We start from the raw sequence: 17,854 nt of genomic DNA on the forward strand, positions 1-17,854 counted from the left end.
GCGCGCGGGGGGGCGCCTCGCCAGCCGCGCCCGTGGTGGACATGGCGCTCATGGGGCAAACAACCGCAATGCGGCTTCGGGATTGGAAGGGAAATAGAAGTGCATGAAGCTTCCGGTAAACCGCTGGTGTCGATACACCGCCTCGCGACTGGGGCCGCCGTCGGGATTCGTGGCCTGCGAGAGCGGCTCCGCCTGCACATCGGCGATGGCGTAGTGGAACGTGTGGCCTCGCAGCGTGCCCTCGGGCAGCACAGCCGACTGCAGGCCCAGTCCACCCAGGCGTGGCTGCATTCGCGCCGAGCCCCGCAACAGGCCAGCCATCGGGAAGACCTGGCCATCACCATCAGCCAACGCGTCAAGTGCGTAAAGCAGCCCTCCGCACTCGGCGAGCAGGGGCCGGCCCTGTTCCACGTGCGCGTGCAAGGCTTCGCGCAGGTCTGCGCGGCGGGAGAGCACCGGCAAGTGCAGTTCGGGATAGCCACCGGGCAACCACACCGCATCGCAGTCGGGCAACGATTCACCCGCCAGGGGCGAGAACATGCGCAACTCGGCACCGGCATCGCGAAGTACATCGAGGTTGGCGGGATACAGGAAACAGAACGCGGCATCCCTGGCCACGGCGATGCGGCAGCCATCAAGCCGAAGGGACGCCGCTGGCGCAGGCACCCGGGAAAAGGCGACCGGGGGTGGCAGTTCGGCCGAGGCATGCACGGCCCAGGCATCGGCCAGGGCATCGAGGCGGGCATCGATGTCCGGCAGTTCGCTTGCCGCGACCAGGCCAAGCTGGCGTTCGGGCAATGCCAGCGCGGCATCGTTCGGCAGTGCCCCCAGCCAGCGCAGCGATGGCGGCAGGCTGTCGGCCAGCAGTTGCGCGTGATAGTGACCGCCGACGCGGTTCGCGGCCACTCCGAACACCTGAAGCCCTTCGCGATAGCGCGCCAGCCCCAGGGCCAGCGCACCGAAGGTCTGCGCCATCGCCGCGGCATCGATCACCGCCAGCACCGGCAGGCCAAGGCGTTGCGCCAGATCGGCGCTGGACAGGCCGCCATCGAACAAGCCCATGACGCCTTCGATCAGGATCAGATCCGCCTCCCCGGCCGCCGCGTGCAGGCGCGCCCGCACGTCCGCTTCGCCGTTCATCCACAGGTCCAGCTGGTAGACCGGGGCGCCACTGGCGCGCTCCAGCAGCATCGGGTCGAGGAAGTCGGGACCGGTCTTGAAGACACGTACGCGCCGCCCGGCGCGCCGATGCCAGCGCGCCAACGCCGCCGTCACCGAGGTCTTGCCCTGGCCCGAGGCCGGCGCCGAGACCATCAGGGCGGGACAGGCGCGCGTGTCGTCGGTCATCAGTGGCACCAGGAAAGAAGTGGATGACCGTTGTACCACCCGGGCCGGGCCCCGGTGCGCATCCGAGCAGGCGCCCCCGCGGAAAAACATGCTCGATGGCACCCTGGCGCGTCGCCGCCTTTGAAACGGAAACGCCCGCCGTGCACATGCAGGGCGGGCGTTTCAGGCCGGCTTCGCGGTCAGCGCGTCTTACTGCTTGCGAAAACTCAGGTGTCCGTGCTCGGCGTCCACCACCACAGTATCGCCCGACGCAAAACGCCCTTCGAGGATCTCCTTGGCCAGCGGGTTCTCCAACTGCTGCTGGATCGCACGCTTGAGCGGCCGCGCGCCGTACACCGGGTCGAAGCCCACGTTGCCGAGCAGGTCGAGCGCCTTGTCGCCGATCTCCAGCTTGAGCTGTCGTTCGGCCAGGCGCTTCTCCAGATAGGCCAGCTGGATCTTGGCGATGGCACGGATCTGGTTCTTGCCCAGCGGACGGAACACCACCAGTTCGTCGAGGCGGTTGATGAATTCCGGCCGGAAGTGCGCCTGCACCACGCCCAGCACCGCCGCCTTCATCTGCAGGTATTCGGCTTCGGCACCACCGGCACTTTCACCCGACACCTCCTGGATCATCTGCGAACCCAGATTGGAGGTCATCACGATCACCGTGTTGCGGAAATCCACGGTGCGGCCCTGGCCATCGGTCAGGCGACCATCGTCCAGCACCTGCAGCAGGATGTTGAACACATCCGGATGGGCCTTCTCCACCTCGTCCAGCAGGATCACGCTGTACGGACGCCGGCGCACGGCCTCGGTGAGATAGCCGCCTTCCTCATAGCCCACGTAACCCGGAGGTGCACCGATCAGGCGGCTCACCGAGTGCTTCTCCATGAACTCGCTCATGTCGATGCGCACCATGGCGTCCTGCGTATCGAACAGGAACTCGGCCAGCGCCTTGCACAGCTCTGTCTTGCCTACGCCGGTAGGGCCGAGGAACAGGAACGAACCATACGGACGATTGGGATCGGACAGGCCGGCACGGGCGCGACGGATCGCATCGGACACCGCGCGTACGGCTTCATCCTGGCCCACCACGCGCTTGTGCAGCATGTCTTCCATGTGCAGCAACTTCTCGCGCTCGCCCTCGAGCATCTTGCTGACCGGAATGCCGGTCCAGCGCGACACCACTTCGGCAATTTCCTCCTCGGTGACCCGATCCTGCACCAGCTTGAAGTCCTGCTTCTCGGCGGCCTGCGCCGCGGCGAGCTGCTTCTCCAGTTCCGGCAGCTTGCCGTACTGGATCTCGCTCATCTTGGCGTAATCCTGGTGGCGCTGGGCGGTTTCCAGCTCCACGCGGGCGGCCTCGATCTGCTCCTTCACCTTGGTCGCGCCCTGCAGCGCGGCCTTTTCGGACTTCCAGATCTCGTTGAGGTCGGAGAACTCGCGCTCCAGCTTTTCGATGTCCGCTTCCAGGTCGGCCAGGCGCTTCTTCGATGCCTCGTCGGTTTCCTTCTTCAGCATCTCGCGCTGGATCTTCAGCTGGATCAGTCGACGTTCCAGGCGATCGAGCTCCTCCGGCTTGGAGTCGATCTCCATGCGGATGCGTGACGCCGCCTCGTCCATCAGGTCGATGGCCTTGTCCGGCAGCTGGCGATCGGGGATGTAGCGGTTGGACAGCGTGGCGGCGGCGACGATGGCCGGGTCGGTGATCTCCACGCCGTGATGCACCGCGTAGCGCTCCTTGAGGCCGCGCAGGATCGCGATGGTGTCCTCCACGCTGGGTTCGCCCACGTAGACCTTCTGGAAGCGGCGCTCCAACGCGGCATCCTTCTCGATGTACTTGCGGTATTCGTCGAGCGTGGTGGCGCCGATGCAGTGCAGCTCACCGCGCGCCAGTGCCGGCTTGAGCATGTTGCCGGCATCCATAGCGCCATCGGCCTTGCCGGCGCCGACCATGGTGTGCAGCTCGTCGATGAACAGGATGATCTGGCCTTCGTTCTTGGCCAGGTCGTTGAGCACGGCCTTGAGGCGCTCCTCGAACTCACCGCGGAACTTCGCGCCGGCGATCAAGGCGCCCATGTCCAGCGCGAGCACGCGACGGTCACGCAGCCCCTCGGGCACTTCGCCCTTCACGATGCGCTGGGCAAGACCTTCGACGATCGCGGTCTTGCCCACGCCCGGTTCGCCGATCAGCACGGGATTGTTCTTGGTGCGACGCTGCAACACTTGGATGGTGCGCCGAATCTCCTCGTCGCGCCCGATCACCGGATCGAGCTTGCCGCTTTCGGCGCGCGCGGTGAGGTCCACGCAATACTTCTCCAGCGCCTGGCGCTGGTCCTCGGCATTCTCGCTCTGCACCTTTTCGCCGCCGCGCAGCTTGTCGATGGCCGCCTCGATGTGCGCCTTGGTGGCACCTGCCGCCTTGAGCGCCGCGCCCAGCTCGCCCTTGTCCTCAAGTGCGGCAAGCACGAACAATTCGCTGGCGATGAACTGGTCGCCGCGCTGCTGCGCGAGCTTGTCGGTGAGGTTGAGCAGGCGCGTCAGCTCGTTGCCGACGTGCACATTGCCTTCCTGTCCGCTGACGCGCGGCAGGCGCTCGATCTGTTCGTTGATGCGCTGGCGCAGCGCCGGCACGTTGACCTGCGCCTGGGTCAGCAACGGTGCGGTGGAACCACCCTGCTGGTCGAGCAGGGCGGCCATCACGTGCACCGGTTCAAGCATGTTGTTGTCGCGTCCGACCGCAATGGATTGCGCGTCCGCCAGCGCCTGCTGGAAGCGCGACGTGAGTTTGTCCATCCTCATGGGAATCTCCCCTCGTCAATAGGATCTGGCGGCCACGCCGCCACTGCCCTCGGACATGCGGACGGCCCCGCACGATTCAAGCGCACCCGCGCTGTCCCGGATGCCGCAGCTTCAGCCATCGGCGGCCACCCATAGCTTGCCTTCACATTCGGCTTGCTAGGCTCGTTGCCGTGCTTGCCCCATCCACCGCCTCCGCCATGTCTGCTCAGCCGCCCCTGCCGTCGCCGCCCCTGCCGGGCGTGGAAGATCATTGGGCATTGTTCCTCGACGTCGACGGCACCTTGCTCGATTTTGCCGACCGTCCGGAGCAGGTCTGCGTCGATGGACGCCTGCGCGAGCTGCTCGACGACCTCTACGCCACGCTCGACGGCGCGCTCGCGCTGGTCAGTGGACGCAGCCTCGACGACCTCGACGACCTGTTTGGCCATCCGCCGTGGGCCATGGCCGGACTGCATGGCCTGGAACTGCGCTGTGCGGACGGCCGTTATCGGGGCGTGCATATCGGCGCTGCGCGGCGCTCGCTGGTGCGCGAGATCGCCGGCGAGATCGCAACCGGCCTGCCCGGTGTGACCCTGGAAGACAAGGGCATCGCGGTGGCCCTGCACTGCCGCACCGCTCCCCAGCAATTCGAGGCCCTGCGCGCCAGCGTGCAAGCACTGCTTCCGCATCTGGCGGGCTACGAAATGCAGCAAGGCAACATGGTGATCGAGCTCAAGCCCGAAGGCATGGACAAGGGTTCCGCCGTCACCAGTCTGCTGGCGCGTGGCCCCTTCCTTGGACGGCAACCGGTCTATGTCGGCGACGACCTGACCGACGAGCACGGCTTTGCCATGGCCAACCTCGAGCATGGCATCAGTATCCGTGTGGGCGCACGCGAACCCAGTCTCGCCCGCTTCTCGCTGCCCGAGCCCGCTGCCACGCGGGCCTGGCTGTTCCGCGTACTGCACGCGCTCAAGCATGGAGCCCTCTCGCATGCCCACCCCTCTGGAGGAAACGCCTGACAGCCAGGCCAATTTGGCGCTGGGTGTCATCGGCAACGGCAGCGTTGCCGCGCTGATCGATGGCCGTGGCCGCATCGTGTGGTGCTGCCTGCCCCGCCTCGACAGCGACGCGAGCTTCTGCGCGCTGCTGTCGCCACAACGTGAAGGGGGCGACTGGGCCATCCAGCTCGAAGATTTCGATCATTCCGAGCAGCATTACCTGCCCAATACCGCGGTGCTGGTGACGCGCCTGTTCGACCGCCACGGAGCCGGCGTGGAGATCGTCGACTACATGCCGCGCTTTCGCTCGCGCGGCCGCTTTTATCACCCGGTATTGATCGCCCGGCGCGTGCGGCCGCGCGGCGGCGCTCCGCGCATCCGCGTGCTGCTCAGGCCGCTGTGCGACTACGGCGCGCGCGCGCCGCAGACCACCTCGGGGAGTAACCACATCCGCTTCCTGCTGAGCGACGTGGTGCAGCGGCTGACCAGCGACGTCGCCTCCCCGATGATCGAGCGCGCCCTGCCCTTCATCCTGGAGCGTCCCGCGCACTTCGTGCTCGGCCCCGATGAGACGCTCACCCACAGCTCTGCCGATTTCATACACCACACCCTGGAACGCACGCTGGCCTACTGGCGCGAATGGGTACGCAACCTGTCCATCCCCTACGAATGGCAGGAGGCCGTGATCCGCGCGGCGATCACGCTGAAGCTTTGCCAGTACGAGGCGACCGGCGCCATCGTCGCGGCGCTGACCACCTCCATCCCCGAGTCGCCGGGCTCCGCGCGCAACTGGGACTATCGCTACTGCTGGCTGCGCGATGCGGCCTTCACCGTTCGCGCGCTCAATCGCCTGGGTGCGACCCGCAGCATGGAGGAATACATCCGCTACGTGTTCAATCTGGTGGCGGCAGACGGAGAGCGGGAGATCGGACCGGTATTCGGCATCACCTTCGAACACGAGCTCAACGAGTCGCAGGTGGAAAGCCTGGAGGGCTATCGCGGTATGGGCCCGGTACGCGTGGGCAACGATGCCTGGCGCCAGCGCCAGAACGACGTGTACGGCTCGGTGGTACTTGCCTCCGCGCAGACCTATTTCGACCGCCGCCTGGAACACCCGGGCGATGAGATCAGCTTCCGTCGACTCGAACGCATGGGCAAGATGGCGCTGCGCATGGCCGAGCAACCGGACGCCGGCCTGTGGGAATTTCGCGGGCGCGCCGCCGTGCACACCTATTCGGCGGCCATGTGCTGGGCCGCGTGCGAACGCCTGGCGCACATCGCCACCGAGCTCGGCCTGGACGAACATGCCCGTGACTGGCACGACGAAGCGGTGGCGCTGCACGACCGCATCATGGCGCGTGCCTGGAACGAGCAGCTCGGTACGTTCGTGGATGCCTACGACGGCGAGCACCTCGACGCCAGCCTGTTGCTGCTGGCGGACATTGGCTTCATCGATGCCATGGACCCGCGCTTCATCGCGACGGTGGACGCCATCGGGGAAAAGCTGGGTCGCGGCGACTACCTGTTCCGCTATATCGCACCGGACGACTTCGGTGCGCCGGAGACCAGCTTCAACATCTGTACCTTCTGGTACATCGACGCGTTGGCAGCCACCGGGCGCAAGGAGCGTGCACGCGCGATGTTCGAGAACATGCTGGCCCAGCGCAATCCGCTTGGCCTGCTTTCGGAGGACATCTCGCCCAACACCGGCGAGCACTGGGGCAACTTTCCGCAGACCTACTCGATGGTGGGACTCATCCAGGCCGCCATGCGCCTCTCGCGGCGATGGGAGGATGCCTTGTGATGCCGGCGAGCGGCCATGGCGAACACGGCCGGCTGATCGTGGTGTCCAACCGGGTGGCGTTGCCGGACCAGACCGCGACGGGCGGGTTGGCATCGGCCATGCGTGCGGCCTTGCAGGAACGCGGCGGCCTGTGGTTTGGCTGGAGCGGCACGGTGTCCCGCCAGGCCAGCGGCGAGCTGCACCGTCAACACGACGGCGTGGTGGAGTACGCCACCATCGACCTGTCGCGCAACGACCACAACGATTTCTACGATGGCTTCGCCAATCGTACGCTGTGGCCGCTGCTCCACTATCGCCCCGACCTGGTGGACTACGACCGCAAGCATCTGGCCGGCTACCTGCGTGTCAACAGCCTGTTCGCCGAGCGGCTGATGGCACTGGTCCACCCTGGCGACACGGTATGGGTCAACGATTATCACCTGATCCCGCTCGCGGCGATGCTGCGCCAGCGCAGCATCGACAACCGCATCGGTTTCTTCCTGCACACGCCGCTGCCCGCGGCGGGCCTGCTGATCGCCCTGCCGCGCCATCGCGAACTGCTGGAGACCCTGTCCAGCTACGACCTGGTTGGCCTGCACACGCCGCGTGACCGGCGCGCACTGGAAGAGTATTTCGTGCACGAACTGGGATCGACGATGCGCCGCGACGGGCGTTTGCGCACGGAGGCCGGCCGCGTCTTTCGTGCCGAAGCCTTCCCCATCGGCATCGACACGCCACGGGTGGCCGAGGCGGCCAGTCATGCAGACGAGCACGAGGAGATCCACCAGCTCCGGCAAAGCCTGCAGGGCCGCGCGCTGATCATCGGCGTGGACCGGCTCGATTATTCCAAGGGCCTGCCCGAACGCTTCCATGCCTACGCACGCCTGCTCGAACGCTCGCCGCAGCTGCACCGCAAGGTGAGCTTCCTGCAGATCGCCCCGCCCTCGCGCGGCGGCGTCCCCGAGTACCGCCAGATCCGGCGTGACCTGGAGCGCATGGCCGGTCATATCAACGGCATGTACGCGGCGCCCGATTGGGTGCCCATCCGCTACGTCAACAACTCCTTTCCGCACAGCCTGCTCAGCGGCTACTACCGTTCGGCCCGAGTCGGCCTGGTGACGCCGCTGCGCGACGGCATGAACCTGGTGGCCAAGGAATACGTGGCGAGCCAGGACCCGGAGGATCCGGGCGTGCTGGTGCTGTCGCGCTTCGCCGGCGCCGCACAGGAGCTGCGCGATGCGCTGCTGGTGAATCCCGCCGACACAGAGGAAGTGGCCGAAGCACTGGGCATTGCGCTGACCATGCCACTGCAGGAGCGGCGCCTGCGCTGGCGTCGCATGATGGACGTGCTGGAGAAGCAGGATGTCACCGCGTGGCGCAACGCCTTCCTGCGTCGGCTGGCCCAATAGCCAGTGCCGGGCGACCCAGGCTAGACCTCGTGGTGCAAGCCTTCCGCTTGCAGTGCATTGCTGCGCGGCGCCAGCTCCACCAGGTACATCGCCGCCAGGATCAGCGCGCCGCCGCCCAGCATGCGCCAGGTCAACAGGTCGTCGCCGAACGCCACGGCGAAACCCGCGGCGAACACCGGCTCCAACGTCATCACGATGGCGGCACGCGTCGGCGACAGGTGCGCCTGCGCCCAGGTCTGCACCAGCATCGCACCCGCACCGGCCGCCAGCGCCATATACAGCACCGCCAGCCAAGCGCCAGCGCCAGGTGGCAGCGAGGGGCCCTTGGGCAGCGTGGCCAGCAGGCAGATCGCGGCAATCATCAGCATCTGCACGGTGGACAGTGCGAACGCGCTGCCTGGCCTGGACCAGGTGCCGAGCCCCACGATATGCAGGCCGTACAGGGCGGCCGAGGCCACCGTCAGCCACACGCCATAACCGATGCTGAGCCCATGCAGGGCCAGCAACGCCAGGCCGCCCACCGAGAGCAGCACCGCGATCCAGGTCACCGAAGGCAGGCGCTGTCGCAGCAGCACCGTGCCCAGCAAGGGGGTGAACACCACGTACATGCCGGTGGCGAACCCGCTGATGCTGGCCGAGGTGTGCTCCAGCCCCGAGGTCTGCAACAGCTGGGCGATGCCATAAAGCGCACCCAGCGCGGCCCCCTGCCACCACTCGCGCCGGCTCAGCCGCAACAGGTGGCGGAAGAACAGCAGCGTCATCGCTGCCGCCGCGATGACGAAGCGCACGGCGAGGAAATCGGCCACCGGCATGCGCGCCAGCAGGTCCTTGATCAGGAAGAAGGTGGAGCCCCAGACGGCGGTGACGGCGACGAGTCCGAGCGTGGCGAGGGTCGCGGTGCGCGAGGCGGTCGCACTCATGCCTGCGTGCCGCCAGCCGGCTTGCGCCGCGCCAGCCGCCATAACTGGCCTGGGATCTGCAGCAGGAAGTGGGACCATATGCCCAGCCACACCAGCGCCGCGACCCACGGCTTGCTTGCGTCGGGGTCGAACTTGCGGAACCAGCGCCACATGCCGCGATGCTTGTGGCGACTGACGAACACCGGACGATGGCGGCTCGAGCCGCCCTTGCCGTGCAACACGCGCACGTCGCCGGCGAGCATCACCTTGTAGCCGGCGTCGCGCACGCGTCGGCACAGGTCCAGGTCTTCGCAATGCAGGAAATAGTCTTCGTCGAAACCGGCGAGGTAATCGAACACGCGCCGCGGTATCAGCAACAGGGCGCCGGAAACCGCCTCGGCCTCGAGCAGCTCGTGCGGGATCGGCCCCTCGATGTTGATGCCCTCGCCATCGCGCTTGAACAAGGTATTGAGCGCACGCCGCATCAGTGGGTCGCGCCGATATGACGCCGGATCAGGCACGCCCTGCTCGTCGCAGACCACCGCCCCGATAGCCCCTGCGCGCGGATGCGTGGCAAGGATGCCGAGCAGGCGCGACAGCGTGTCGTTGTCGATCAGGCAATCCGGATTGAGCACCAGCACCGACTTGCCCTGTGCCTTGGCTACGCCGCGGTTCACCGCCGGACCAAAGCCCAGGTTGGCATGGTTGTAGATCACCTGCAGGCGCGGCTCGCTTTCATGCGCACGCGCGATGGCTTGCGGAATGCCGTCGCTCGACTGGTTGTCCACCAGGATCATTTCCAGCGGCAGCTCGCAGGCCAGCACGCGCCGCACGCAGTCGCGCAGCGACGGGCCGCTGTCGGCGGCCACCACGACCACGCTGACGGGCAGCACGGCGAACAAAGAGGATGTAGCGTCGGTAGTCACTGCTTCAGCCATCGGGTACACGTTGCGTATTCTGAATGCAAAAGCGCTTCACAGGCCTCATCCCTATGGATGACGGCGGTGGCGCCCTCCCAGCCCCAGCACTTCGTGCAGCGGAACGGGCACGCCATCGGCACCACGGGCCAGCCAGGGCTGCTCGCCCTCCCAGCCACTGAGCTGCCAACCGCCCAGGCGATGCACGCCGCCGCCTCGACGATCCCACAGCAGGTTGCCACGCTCTCCCGGCAGCATCGCCGCAAACCAGCGACCTCCCGGGCCGAAGCAGCAGCGGGCCCCAGCGCGGTCGATTACCCGGCCCTCCCCGAACACGTAGTGTCCGCGATGGGGGCCTTCGACCTGGTAACGCACCGCGCCGCCGTCCGGGTCACTGAACTCCCCGGCGGCATCCCGCCAGGCCACGCGCGACAACTCGATGATGTGCGCCGCAGGCCCGATCGGCGCTAGCGCCAGTTCGCTCCACTCCGGCGCAGCAGCCGCTTCCGCGCTGCGCTTGACCCGGTGGTCAAGCAGCGACTCCAGCAGCACGACCAGCGTGAAACCCACCAGTGCGCCGAGCAAGACCGCTCCCCAAGCCAGCAGGTCACCACCCAGGGTGCGCTGCAAGGCGAACAACCACCCCGGCAAACCCCAGCGTCGCGCCCTTCGGCAGATTCGCGCATGGGTCGGCAGGCGCCGGTCCAGCAGCGCCACGCCCAGAGCCACCACCAACAACAACGGCAGGCCCGCCCACCACGGCAGCAGGGCCACCAGGCCGGCCCAGGCCAGGCCGGCGAGCACGCGGATGCACCAGCGTGCGACGGGAGCGGCCACGCTAGGCGTCAGTCACGAGCCCGGCGCGGCCGTACGACATCAGCCGCACCATACCCGCGCATTGCGGAACATGCGCATCCACGGCGAATCCTCGCCCCACTTCTCCGGATGCCAGCTCATCTGCACGCTGCGGAACACGCGCTCAGGATGCGGCATCAGGATGGTCACGCGGCCATCGGCAGCGGTGAAGCCGGTGAGGCCGCCCGGCGAACCGTTCGGGTTCAGCGGGTAGTCCTCGGTCGGCTTGCCGCGGTTGTCCACGTAGCGCACCGCGGCACCCGCCTTGGACGGACTGGCGCTGTGCGGGAAGCTCACGCGACCTTCGCCGTGCGCCACCGCCACCGGGATGCGCGAACCGGCCATGCCCTTGAAGAAGATGCTCGGCGAGTCCAGCACTTCCAGCGTGGCCACACGCGCCTCGTACTGCTCGGAGGCGTTGCGCAGGAACTTCGGCCAGTGCTGCGCGCCGGGAATGATGTCCTTGAGCTGGCTCATCATCTGGCAGCCGTTGCACACGCCCAGCGCGAAGCGGCTGTCGTCGGCAAAGAACGTGCTGAATTCGGCGCGCAGGTATTCGTTATACAGGATCGAGGTGGCCCAGCCGCGGCCCGCGCCGAGCACGTCGCCATAGGAAAAGCCACCGCAGGCCGCCAGGCCGCGGAAGTCGGCCAGCTTGATGCGGCCGCTGGCCAGATCGGACATATGGACGTCCACCGCGTCAAAGCCCGCACGGGTGAACGCGGCGGCCATTTCCACCTGGCCGTTGACGCCCTGCTCGCGCAACACCGCCACGCGCGGACGCGCACCCTTGGCGATGTACGGCGCGGCGATGTCGTCCTGCGGCTCGAAGCTGAGCTTGGGGCTGATGCCCGGATCGGCATCGTCCAGGCGCCATTCGTTTTCGGCATCGGCACTGAGCGGGTTGTCACGCAGGCGCTGCATGGCGTGGCTGGTTTCGTTCCAGGCCTCGAACAGCGTGCGCCAGTTCCACTTGAACAGCGTCTCGCCGTTATGGAACAGCTTGATGCCCAGCTTTTCCTTGGGACGGCCGATGCGGTAGGCCATGCCGGTGAGCTCATGCTTGACCAGCAGCGCCTCGAAGGCTTCGCGGTTGGCCGTGGCGATCTGCACCACCGCACCCAGCTCCTCGTTGAACAGCGCTCGCAGCGCGGCTTCCGCCCAGCCATCGAGCTGGATTTCCAGGCCGCAATGACCGGCAAAGGCCATTTCCAGCAGGGTAACGATGACGCCGCCGTCGGAACGGTCGTGATAGGCCAGCAACAGGCCGTTGCTGTTGGCCTCCTGGACCAGGTTGAACAGCGACTTCAGGCGCTTGGCGTCATCGAGGTCCGGCGGCACGCCGCCACCGCGGTTGAACACCTGGGTCAGCGCGGAACCGCCGAGGCGGTCGCGGCAAGCACCCAGGTCGAGCAGCCACAGCTCGGAGTCGCCATGGTCCAGGCGCAGCTGCGGGGTGAGCGTGCGGCGCACGTCGGTGACGCGGGCAAAGCCCGTGATCACCAGCGACACCGGCGAAACGGTGCGCTGCACGGTGTCGCCGTCCTTCCACACGGTCTGCATGGACAGCGAGTCCTTGCCGACCGGGATGGAGATGTCCAGCTCCGGGCACAGCTCCATGCCCACGGCCTTCACCGCGTCGAACAGCGCGGCATCTTCGCCGGGGAAATTCACCGCGGCCATCCAGTTCGCCGACAGGCGCACTTCGCCCAGCGAGGCGATCGGCGCAGCAGCCAGGTTGGTGATGGCCTCGCCCACCGCCAGGCGCGCGGAGTCGGCGCTGCTCAGCAGGGCCACCGGCGCGCGCTCGGCCATGGCCATGGCCTCGCCGGTGTAACCGTCGAAATCGGTGATGGTGACGGCGCAGTCGGCCACCGGCACCTGCCATGGGCCGACCATCGGATCGCGGGCGTTGAGGCCGCCCACGGTACGGTCGCCGATGGTGATGAGGAAGCTCTTGCTGCCCACGGTGGGCAGGCGCAGCACGCGCATCAGCGCCTCGTCCATGCTGATGCCGGCCAGGTCGGGCACCACGTCCACGCGCGGCTTCAGGCGGGTGGCATCGCGATGCATGCGCGGCGGCTTGCCGAACAGCACGTCCATCGGCAGGTCGATCACCGTGAGGTCGCTGCGCGGGTCGTGCACCACCAGGCGGCGCTCGGCGGTGGCTTCACCCACCACCGCGTAGGGGCAACGCTCGCGGGCGCAGTACGACTCGAACTCGGCGAGGTCGGCGGCGTCGATCGCGAGCACGTAGCGCTCCTGCGATTCGTTGCTCCACACCTGCATCGGCGACAGCGACGGGTCGTCGCAGGGCACGCGCGCCAGGTCGATGCGACCACCGACGCCGGCGTCGTTGAGCAGTTCCGGAATGGCGTTGGACAGGCCACCCGCGCCGACGTCATGCACGCTGACGATGATGTTGCGATCGCCGCGCGCCCAGCAGCTGTCGATCACCTGCTGCGCGCGACGCTCCATCTCGGCGTTGTCGCGCTGCACCGAGGCGAAGTCCAGCTCCTGGCTGGAGGTGCCCGAGGCCACCGACGAGGCGGCGCCGCCGCCCAGGCCGATCAGCATGGCCGGGCCACCGAGCACGATCACCTTGTTGCCCGGCTGCACGTCACGCTTCTGCACGTCGCGCGCACGGATGTTGGCGAGGCCGCCGGCGAGCATGATCGGCTTGTCGTAGCCACGACGCACGCCGGCTTCGCCGGTCTCGTGCTCGTAGGTGCGGAAATAGCCGCCCAGCGCCGGCCGGCCGAATTCGTTGTTGAACGCCGCGGCGCCCAGCGGGCCGTCGCGCATGATCTCGAACGCGGTGGCCATGTGCGGCGGCAGCGGGCGATCCACCTCCCACGGACGCGGCTTGCCCGGAATGCGCAGGTCCGACACCGAGAAGCCGGTGAGGCCGGCCTTCGGCTTGGCGCCACGGCCGGTGGCGCCCTCGTCGCGGATCTCGCCGCCGGCACCGGTGGCCGCGCCGGGCCACGGTGCGATCGCGGTCGGGTGGTTGTGCGTCTCCACCTTGATCGCGTACTCCACGCGCTCGTGGTGGGCACGCCACACGCCGTCGGCATCCGGGAAGAAGCGCATGCCCTCGTAGCCCTCGATCACCGCCGCGTTGTCCTTGTAGGCGGACAGCGTGTGGGCAGGCGAGTGCTGGTGGGTGTTCTTGATCATGCCGAACAGGCTCTTGTCCTGAGCCTCGCCATCCAGCGTCCAGGTGGCGTTGAACACCTTGTGGCGGCAATGCTCGGAATTGGCCTGCGCGAACATGAAGAGTTCGGCGTCCGACGGGTCACGGCCCAGCTCCGCGTAGCGGTCGACCAGGTATTCGATCTCGTCGTCGGCCAGGGCCAGGCCCAGCTCCTTGTTGGCTTTGTCCAGCGCAGCCTTGGCGTCGCCTTCCAGCGCCACATGCACCAGCGGACCCGGTTGGCCGCCCAGGAACAGGCCCTTGGCGTCATCCAGGTGGGTCAGCACCGACTGGGTCATGGCGTCGTGCAGCACGGCCATCACCGCGGGGTACTCGGGGGAGTTCACCGAGGGCAGCGCTGACACCTGCCAGGCCACGCCACGCTCCACCCGGCGCACGTCGAAGCCGGCGCCATGCAGGATGTCGGTCGCCTTGCTCGACCAGGGCGAAATCGTGCCCAGGCGCGGGACCACCCACAGCGAGGCGGCCTCCGGCTTGGCGTCCTTGGCCTCAAGCACTTCCAACAGACGGCGATGCTGCTCGCCTTCCGGCGTGCGATCGGCGTCGATGAAATAGACAAACCACGACGCTTGCACGCGGGTGCCACGGTGAATGGCTTCCAGGCGCGCGTTCAGGCGGTCGAGACGAAAAGGCGAGAGGGCGCTCTGCCCATCGAGTGCGATCATGCGGGGAACGGGGGGCTATGCGGAAACACCTATTGTAACCCAAGGCGGGTCAAGGCTGCCGCGACGCAGCATCCTGCCCGCATCCCTGCCCTGGCCGCGCGATCGGGCCGGGCCTGCCGGCCAAGCCCACGATCCAGCGCAAGATAATCACCCCGCCTGGAGCGCTCGCCTAGCCTTCCAGCCAGATCAGGCTGGCGAAACGGCCGCTGTGCTCGCCATCGCGCCGGTAGGAGTAGAACCGCGGATCGGTCCGGGTATCGAAGCCGCCCCCGTGCACGCTGCCGATGCCGACGGCCTGCAGCCGCCGCCGGGCCAGGGCGGCCAGGTCGCACAGCCAGTGGCCGGGCCGGGTGGCCACGAAGCACCCGGCCGCGCCGGCGTCCGCGCCAAGGAAGGCTTCGCGCACCTCCTCCCCCACCTCGTAGCTCGGGGCGCCAATGCACGGCCCCAGCCATGCCATCGCCTGTGCAGGCGGAACCGGCAGCGAGGCCAGCGCCGCTTCCAGTACGCCCGCCTGCAGCCCCCGCCACCCGGCATGGGCCGCCGCGATGGCGGCGCCGTCGCGGGTGCACAACAGCACCGGCAGGCAATCGGCCGTGAGGATGGCCAGCGGCTCGCCGACGCGACCCGTCGCGGCGGCGTCGGCACGCGGCTCCTCGTCGTGCCCGGAGCCATCGATGTCGGCCACATCCACACCGTGGACCTGGCGCAGCCAGTGCGGTGTCCGCGGCAAACCCAGCGCAAGCTGCACGGCGGCGCGGTTGGCGGCCACCGCCTCCGGTACATCCCCGCAACGTGAGCCCAGGTTGAACCGGGCATACGCCCCCTCCGACACACCCGGCCCCTGGCGCGTGCTGACCGCAGCCCGCACATGGCGGGGCGCAGGCCAGTCGGGCGTGATCCAGGCCGGGTCAGCGCTCACGACCAGTCGTCCGGATCAGCCTGGGCGGCGTCGGCGCGCAGGGCGTCGATCAGCGCTTGCTGGTCGGCCGGACGCTCGGCGCTGAAGGACATCGGCTCATGCGTCACCGGGTGTTCAAAGGCCAGCCGCTCGGCATGCAGGGCCTGCCGGCGGAAGCCGCGCAAGGCCGCGACCAGCTCGGCCGAGGCCCCCTTGGGCAGCTTGAGGCCGCCGCCGTAGAGCGGGTCGCCCACCAGCGGGTGGCCGATATGGGCCATGTGGACGCGGATCTGATGGGTGCGACCGGTCTCCAGGCTGCACTGGACCAGGCTGTGGGCGCGGAAACGCTCCCGCAGGCGGTAATGGGTGACGGCACGCTTGCCGTCCTCCTCGTCACGCACCGCCTGGCGCAGGCGGTCGCCCATGTGACGGCCGATCGGCGCATCCACGGTGCCGCCGGCCACCATGGTGCCCAGCACCACGGCCTCGTACTGCCGCTCCACGTCGTGGCGGGACAGCATGTCCACCAGCGCCGTATGGGCGGGCAGGCTCTTGGCCACCACCATCAGGCCCGAGGTGTCCTTGTCCAGGCGGTGCACGATCCCTCCGCGCGGCAGCTGGGCCAGCGCCGGATCGTGGTGCAGCAGGGCGTTGAGCACCGTACCCGCGCTATTTCCTGCGCCGGGATGGACCACCAGTCCGGCCGGCTTGTTCAGCACCAGCACGTGCGCGTCCTCATGGACGATATCCAGCGCAATGGCCTCCGGCGCCAGCTCCACCTCGGTCTCAAGTTCCGCTTCCAGCACGACTTTTTCACCCCCGCGCAGCAGCTGGCGGGGGGGCGCCACGGCGCCGTCGAGCGTTACCGCCCCGGCCTTGATCCAGGCCGTGAGGCGGGAGCGGGAATAGTCGGGGAACATCTCGGCCAAAGCCTGGTCGAACCTCCGACCCGCGGCAGACAGGGGCACCGCGGCCTCATGACGGATCGTCGTCATGGCCGACTGCCCGGGTGTTCGGCGGTTTCGGCTATCATCCCTTTTCGATCAAACATCTGAACCCTTTACTCATGCGCGTAACCAAGCTGCCGGCTTTCAAAGTTTTTGTCGTGCTCGCCATCGCTCTTTCGATGAGCGCATGCTCGATGTTCCACCACAAGCGAGACACCAACGATACCCTGCCGGTGGACAAGCTTTACGCGAAGGCCCATGACTCGCTCGAGCACGCCGACTATTCGGCAGCCAGCAAAGCGTACCAGCGACTGATCGCTCGTTTCCCGTCCGGCGAGTACAACGAGCAGGCCCAGCTCGACCTGGCCTATGCGCAGTACAAGGACAACCAGCCGGACGACGCCTATTCCACGATCAACCGCTTCATCAAAACGTATCCGACCCACAAGCATGTGGATTATGCCTATTACCTGCGCGGCCTGATCAACTTTGACCGCACCGGCGGCGCCATGGAACGCCTCCTGCAGCGCAACGAATCGCAGACCCGCCGTGACCAGGGCTACAACCTGAAGTCCTTCGACGACTTCTCCGAGCTGTCGCGCCGCTTCCCGGACAGCGCCTACACGGCGGATGCGCGCCAGCGCATGATCTACCTGCGCAACGTGCTGGCCCAGTTCGAAATCAACGTGGCCGAGTTCTACCTGCGCAACAAGGCATATGTCGCCTCGGCCGACCGTGCGCAGTACGTGATCGAGCACTACCAGCAGGCGCCGCAGACCGGCGACGCGCTGGCCATCCTCACCCGCAGCTACCTGGGCATGGACCAGAAGAACCTGGCCGACCAGACGCGCCAGGTGCTGGCCCTCAACTACCCGGACCATCCGTACCTGAAGGATCCGAACTGGCCGCACGCGCCGTCGACGCTGCGCAAGATGATCCCGTTCTCGGGTCACCATTGATCCTGTCCCGATCGGAATACCGCCGATCGACGTGAAAAAAAGCCGGTGGTCATCCACCGGCTTTTTTCTTGCCTCTTTCACCAGCCCACCGCTTTTCTGTAGGTGTGCACCCCGTGCACGAAAGGCCTACGAAGCTGAACGCCAAGGGGCGAGGGACGAGTAGCCCGTCCCTGCGTCGACTCGGTCGCGCA

The 17,854-nt window shown here is 67.5% G+C and carries 12 protein-coding genes; 4 read left to right on the plus strand and 8 right to left on the minus strand.

The features are described from left to right. Nucleotides 1–48 precede the first annotated feature (48 nt). Together DVU99_RS11970 and clpB are read right to left on the minus strand one after the other, a co-directional pair. Nucleotides 49–1,347 carry a cobyrinate a,c-diamide synthase gene (locus tag DVU99_RS11970; RefSeq protein ID WP_114240451.1) on the minus strand — a complete coding sequence of 433 codons (1,299 nt, stop codon included), beginning with the start codon at nt 1,345–1,347 and terminating at the stop codon, nt 49–51. A gap of 189 nt (nt 1,348–1,536) precedes the next feature. Then, nucleotides 1,537–4,131: an ATP-dependent chaperone ClpB gene (clpB, locus tag DVU99_RS11975; RefSeq protein WP_114240452.1), complete on the minus strand. Its 2,595-nt coding sequence runs from the start codon at nt 4,129–4,131 to the stop codon at nt 1,537–1,539. A gap of 197 nt (nt 4,132–4,328) precedes the next feature. Here clpB and otsB point away from each other — a divergent pair, with 197 nt between their 5' ends. From otsB to otsA, 3 genes are read left to right on the plus strand one after another with little or no spacing between them, the layout of a single operon-like run. Continuing rightward, nucleotides 4,329–5,132, plus strand: a complete 804-nt coding sequence (gene otsB, locus DVU99_RS11980) for a trehalose-phosphatase (RefSeq protein WP_114240453.1) — start codon at nt 4,329–4,331, stop codon at nt 5,130–5,132. After that, nucleotides 5,104–6,915: a glycoside hydrolase family 15 protein gene (locus DVU99_RS11985; protein WP_114240454.1), complete on the plus strand. Its 1,812-nt coding sequence runs from the start codon at nt 5,104–5,106 to the stop codon at nt 6,913–6,915. Before otsB ends, DVU99_RS11985 begins: the two co-directional genes overlap by 29 nt. Continuing rightward, the gene (gene otsA, locus DVU99_RS11990) at nt 6,915–8,303 is read left to right on the plus strand and encodes an alpha,alpha-trehalose-phosphate synthase (UDP-forming) (protein WP_114240455.1); all 1,389 of its coding nucleotides are present in this window, start codon (nt 6,915–6,917) and stop codon (nt 8,301–8,303) included. Before DVU99_RS11985 ends, otsA begins: the two co-directional genes overlap by 1 nt. 20 nt (nt 8,304–8,323) lie before the next feature. On the opposite strand, the gene DVU99_RS11995 is transcribed toward otsA, so the two are convergent. The 6 genes from DVU99_RS11995 to rluD all read right to left on the minus strand — a co-directional run bounded on the left by DVU99_RS11995 (nt 8,324) and on the right by rluD (nt 16,752). Continuing rightward, entirely contained in the window at nt 8,324–9,223 is a 900-nt protein-coding gene (locus DVU99_RS11995; protein WP_114240546.1) for a DMT family transporter, read from the minus strand. Beyond that, a complete protein-coding gene (locus DVU99_RS12000) occupies nt 9,220–10,140 on the minus strand; it encodes a glycosyltransferase family 2 protein (protein WP_114240456.1) in 921 nt (306 codons plus the stop codon). The genes DVU99_RS11995 and DVU99_RS12000 overlap by 4 nt, the downstream gene beginning before the upstream one ends. A 51-nt stretch (nt 10,141–10,191) precedes the next feature. Then, nucleotides 10,192–10,956 carry a hypothetical protein gene (locus DVU99_RS12005; protein WP_114240457.1) on the minus strand — a complete coding sequence of 255 codons (765 nt, stop codon included), beginning with the start codon at nt 10,954–10,956 and terminating at the stop codon, nt 10,192–10,194. 39 nt (nt 10,957–10,995) lie between these two features. Further along, the gene (purL, locus tag DVU99_RS12010; RefSeq protein ID WP_114240458.1) at nt 10,996–14,856 is read right to left on the minus strand and encodes a phosphoribosylformylglycinamidine synthase; all 3,861 of its coding nucleotides are present in this window, start codon (nt 14,854–14,856) and stop codon (nt 10,996–10,998) included. Nucleotides 14,857–15,025: 169 nt separating this feature from the next. Further along, nucleotides 15,026–15,778, minus strand: coding sequence for a peptidoglycan editing factor PgeF (gene pgeF / locus DVU99_RS12015; protein WP_114240459.1), 753 nt, complete (start codon nt 15,776–15,778; stop codon nt 15,026–15,028). Beyond that, complete coding sequence (gene rluD, locus DVU99_RS12020) at nt 15,775–16,752, minus strand: 23S rRNA pseudouridine(1911/1915/1917) synthase RluD (RefSeq protein WP_114240460.1); 978 nt, start codon at nt 16,750–16,752, stop codon at nt 15,775–15,777. The genes pgeF and rluD overlap by 4 nt, the downstream gene beginning before the upstream one ends. Before the next feature lie 71 nt (nt 16,753–16,823). Here rluD and DVU99_RS12025 point away from each other — a divergent pair, with 71 nt between their 5' ends. After that, nucleotides 16,824–17,663, plus strand: a complete 840-nt coding sequence (locus tag DVU99_RS12025; RefSeq protein ID WP_114240547.1) for an outer membrane protein assembly factor BamD — start codon at nt 16,824–16,826, stop codon at nt 17,661–17,663. Nucleotides 17,664–17,854: the final 191 nt, after the last annotated feature.

The organism is Dyella sp. C9, assembly GCF_003332825.1.
Taxonomy (GTDB): domain Bacteria; phylum Pseudomonadota; class Gammaproteobacteria; order Xanthomonadales; family Rhodanobacteraceae; genus Dyella.

Bases quoted from the DNA above. Each gene is read 5' to 3' on its own strand.
- DVU99_RS11970 (WP_114240451.1), bottom strand. From the start codon at position 1,347: ATGACCGACGACACGCGCGCCTGTCCCGCCCTGATGGTCTCGGCGCCG.
- clpB (WP_114240452.1), bottom strand. From the start codon at position 4,131: ATGAGGATGGACAAACTCACGTCGCGCTTCCAGCAGGCGCTGGCGGAC.
- otsB (WP_114240453.1), top strand. From the start codon at position 4,329: ATGTCTGCTCAGCCGCCCCTGCCGTCGCCGCCCCTGCCGGGCGTGGAA.
- DVU99_RS11985 (WP_114240454.1), top strand. From the start codon at position 5,104: ATGCCCACCCCTCTGGAGGAAACGCCTGACAGCCAGGCCAATTTGGCG.
- otsA (WP_114240455.1), top strand. From the start codon at position 6,915: ATGCCGGCGAGCGGCCATGGCGAACACGGCCGGCTGATCGTGGTGTCC.
- DVU99_RS11995 (WP_114240546.1), bottom strand. From the start codon at position 9,223: ATGAGTGCGACCGCCTCGCGCACCGCGACCCTCGCCACGCTCGGACTC.
- DVU99_RS12000 (WP_114240456.1), bottom strand. From the start codon at position 10,140: ATGGCTGAAGCAGTGACTACCGACGCTACATCCTCTTTGTTCGCCGTG.
- purL (WP_114240458.1), bottom strand. From the start codon at position 14,856: ATGATCGCACTCGATGGGCAGAGCGCCCTCTCGCCTTTTCGTCTCGAC.
- rluD (WP_114240460.1), bottom strand. From the start codon at position 16,752: ATGACGACGATCCGTCATGAGGCCGCGGTGCCCCTGTCTGCCGCGGGT.
- DVU99_RS12025 (WP_114240547.1), top strand. From the start codon at position 16,824: ATGCGCGTAACCAAGCTGCCGGCTTTCAAAGTTTTTGTCGTGCTCGCC.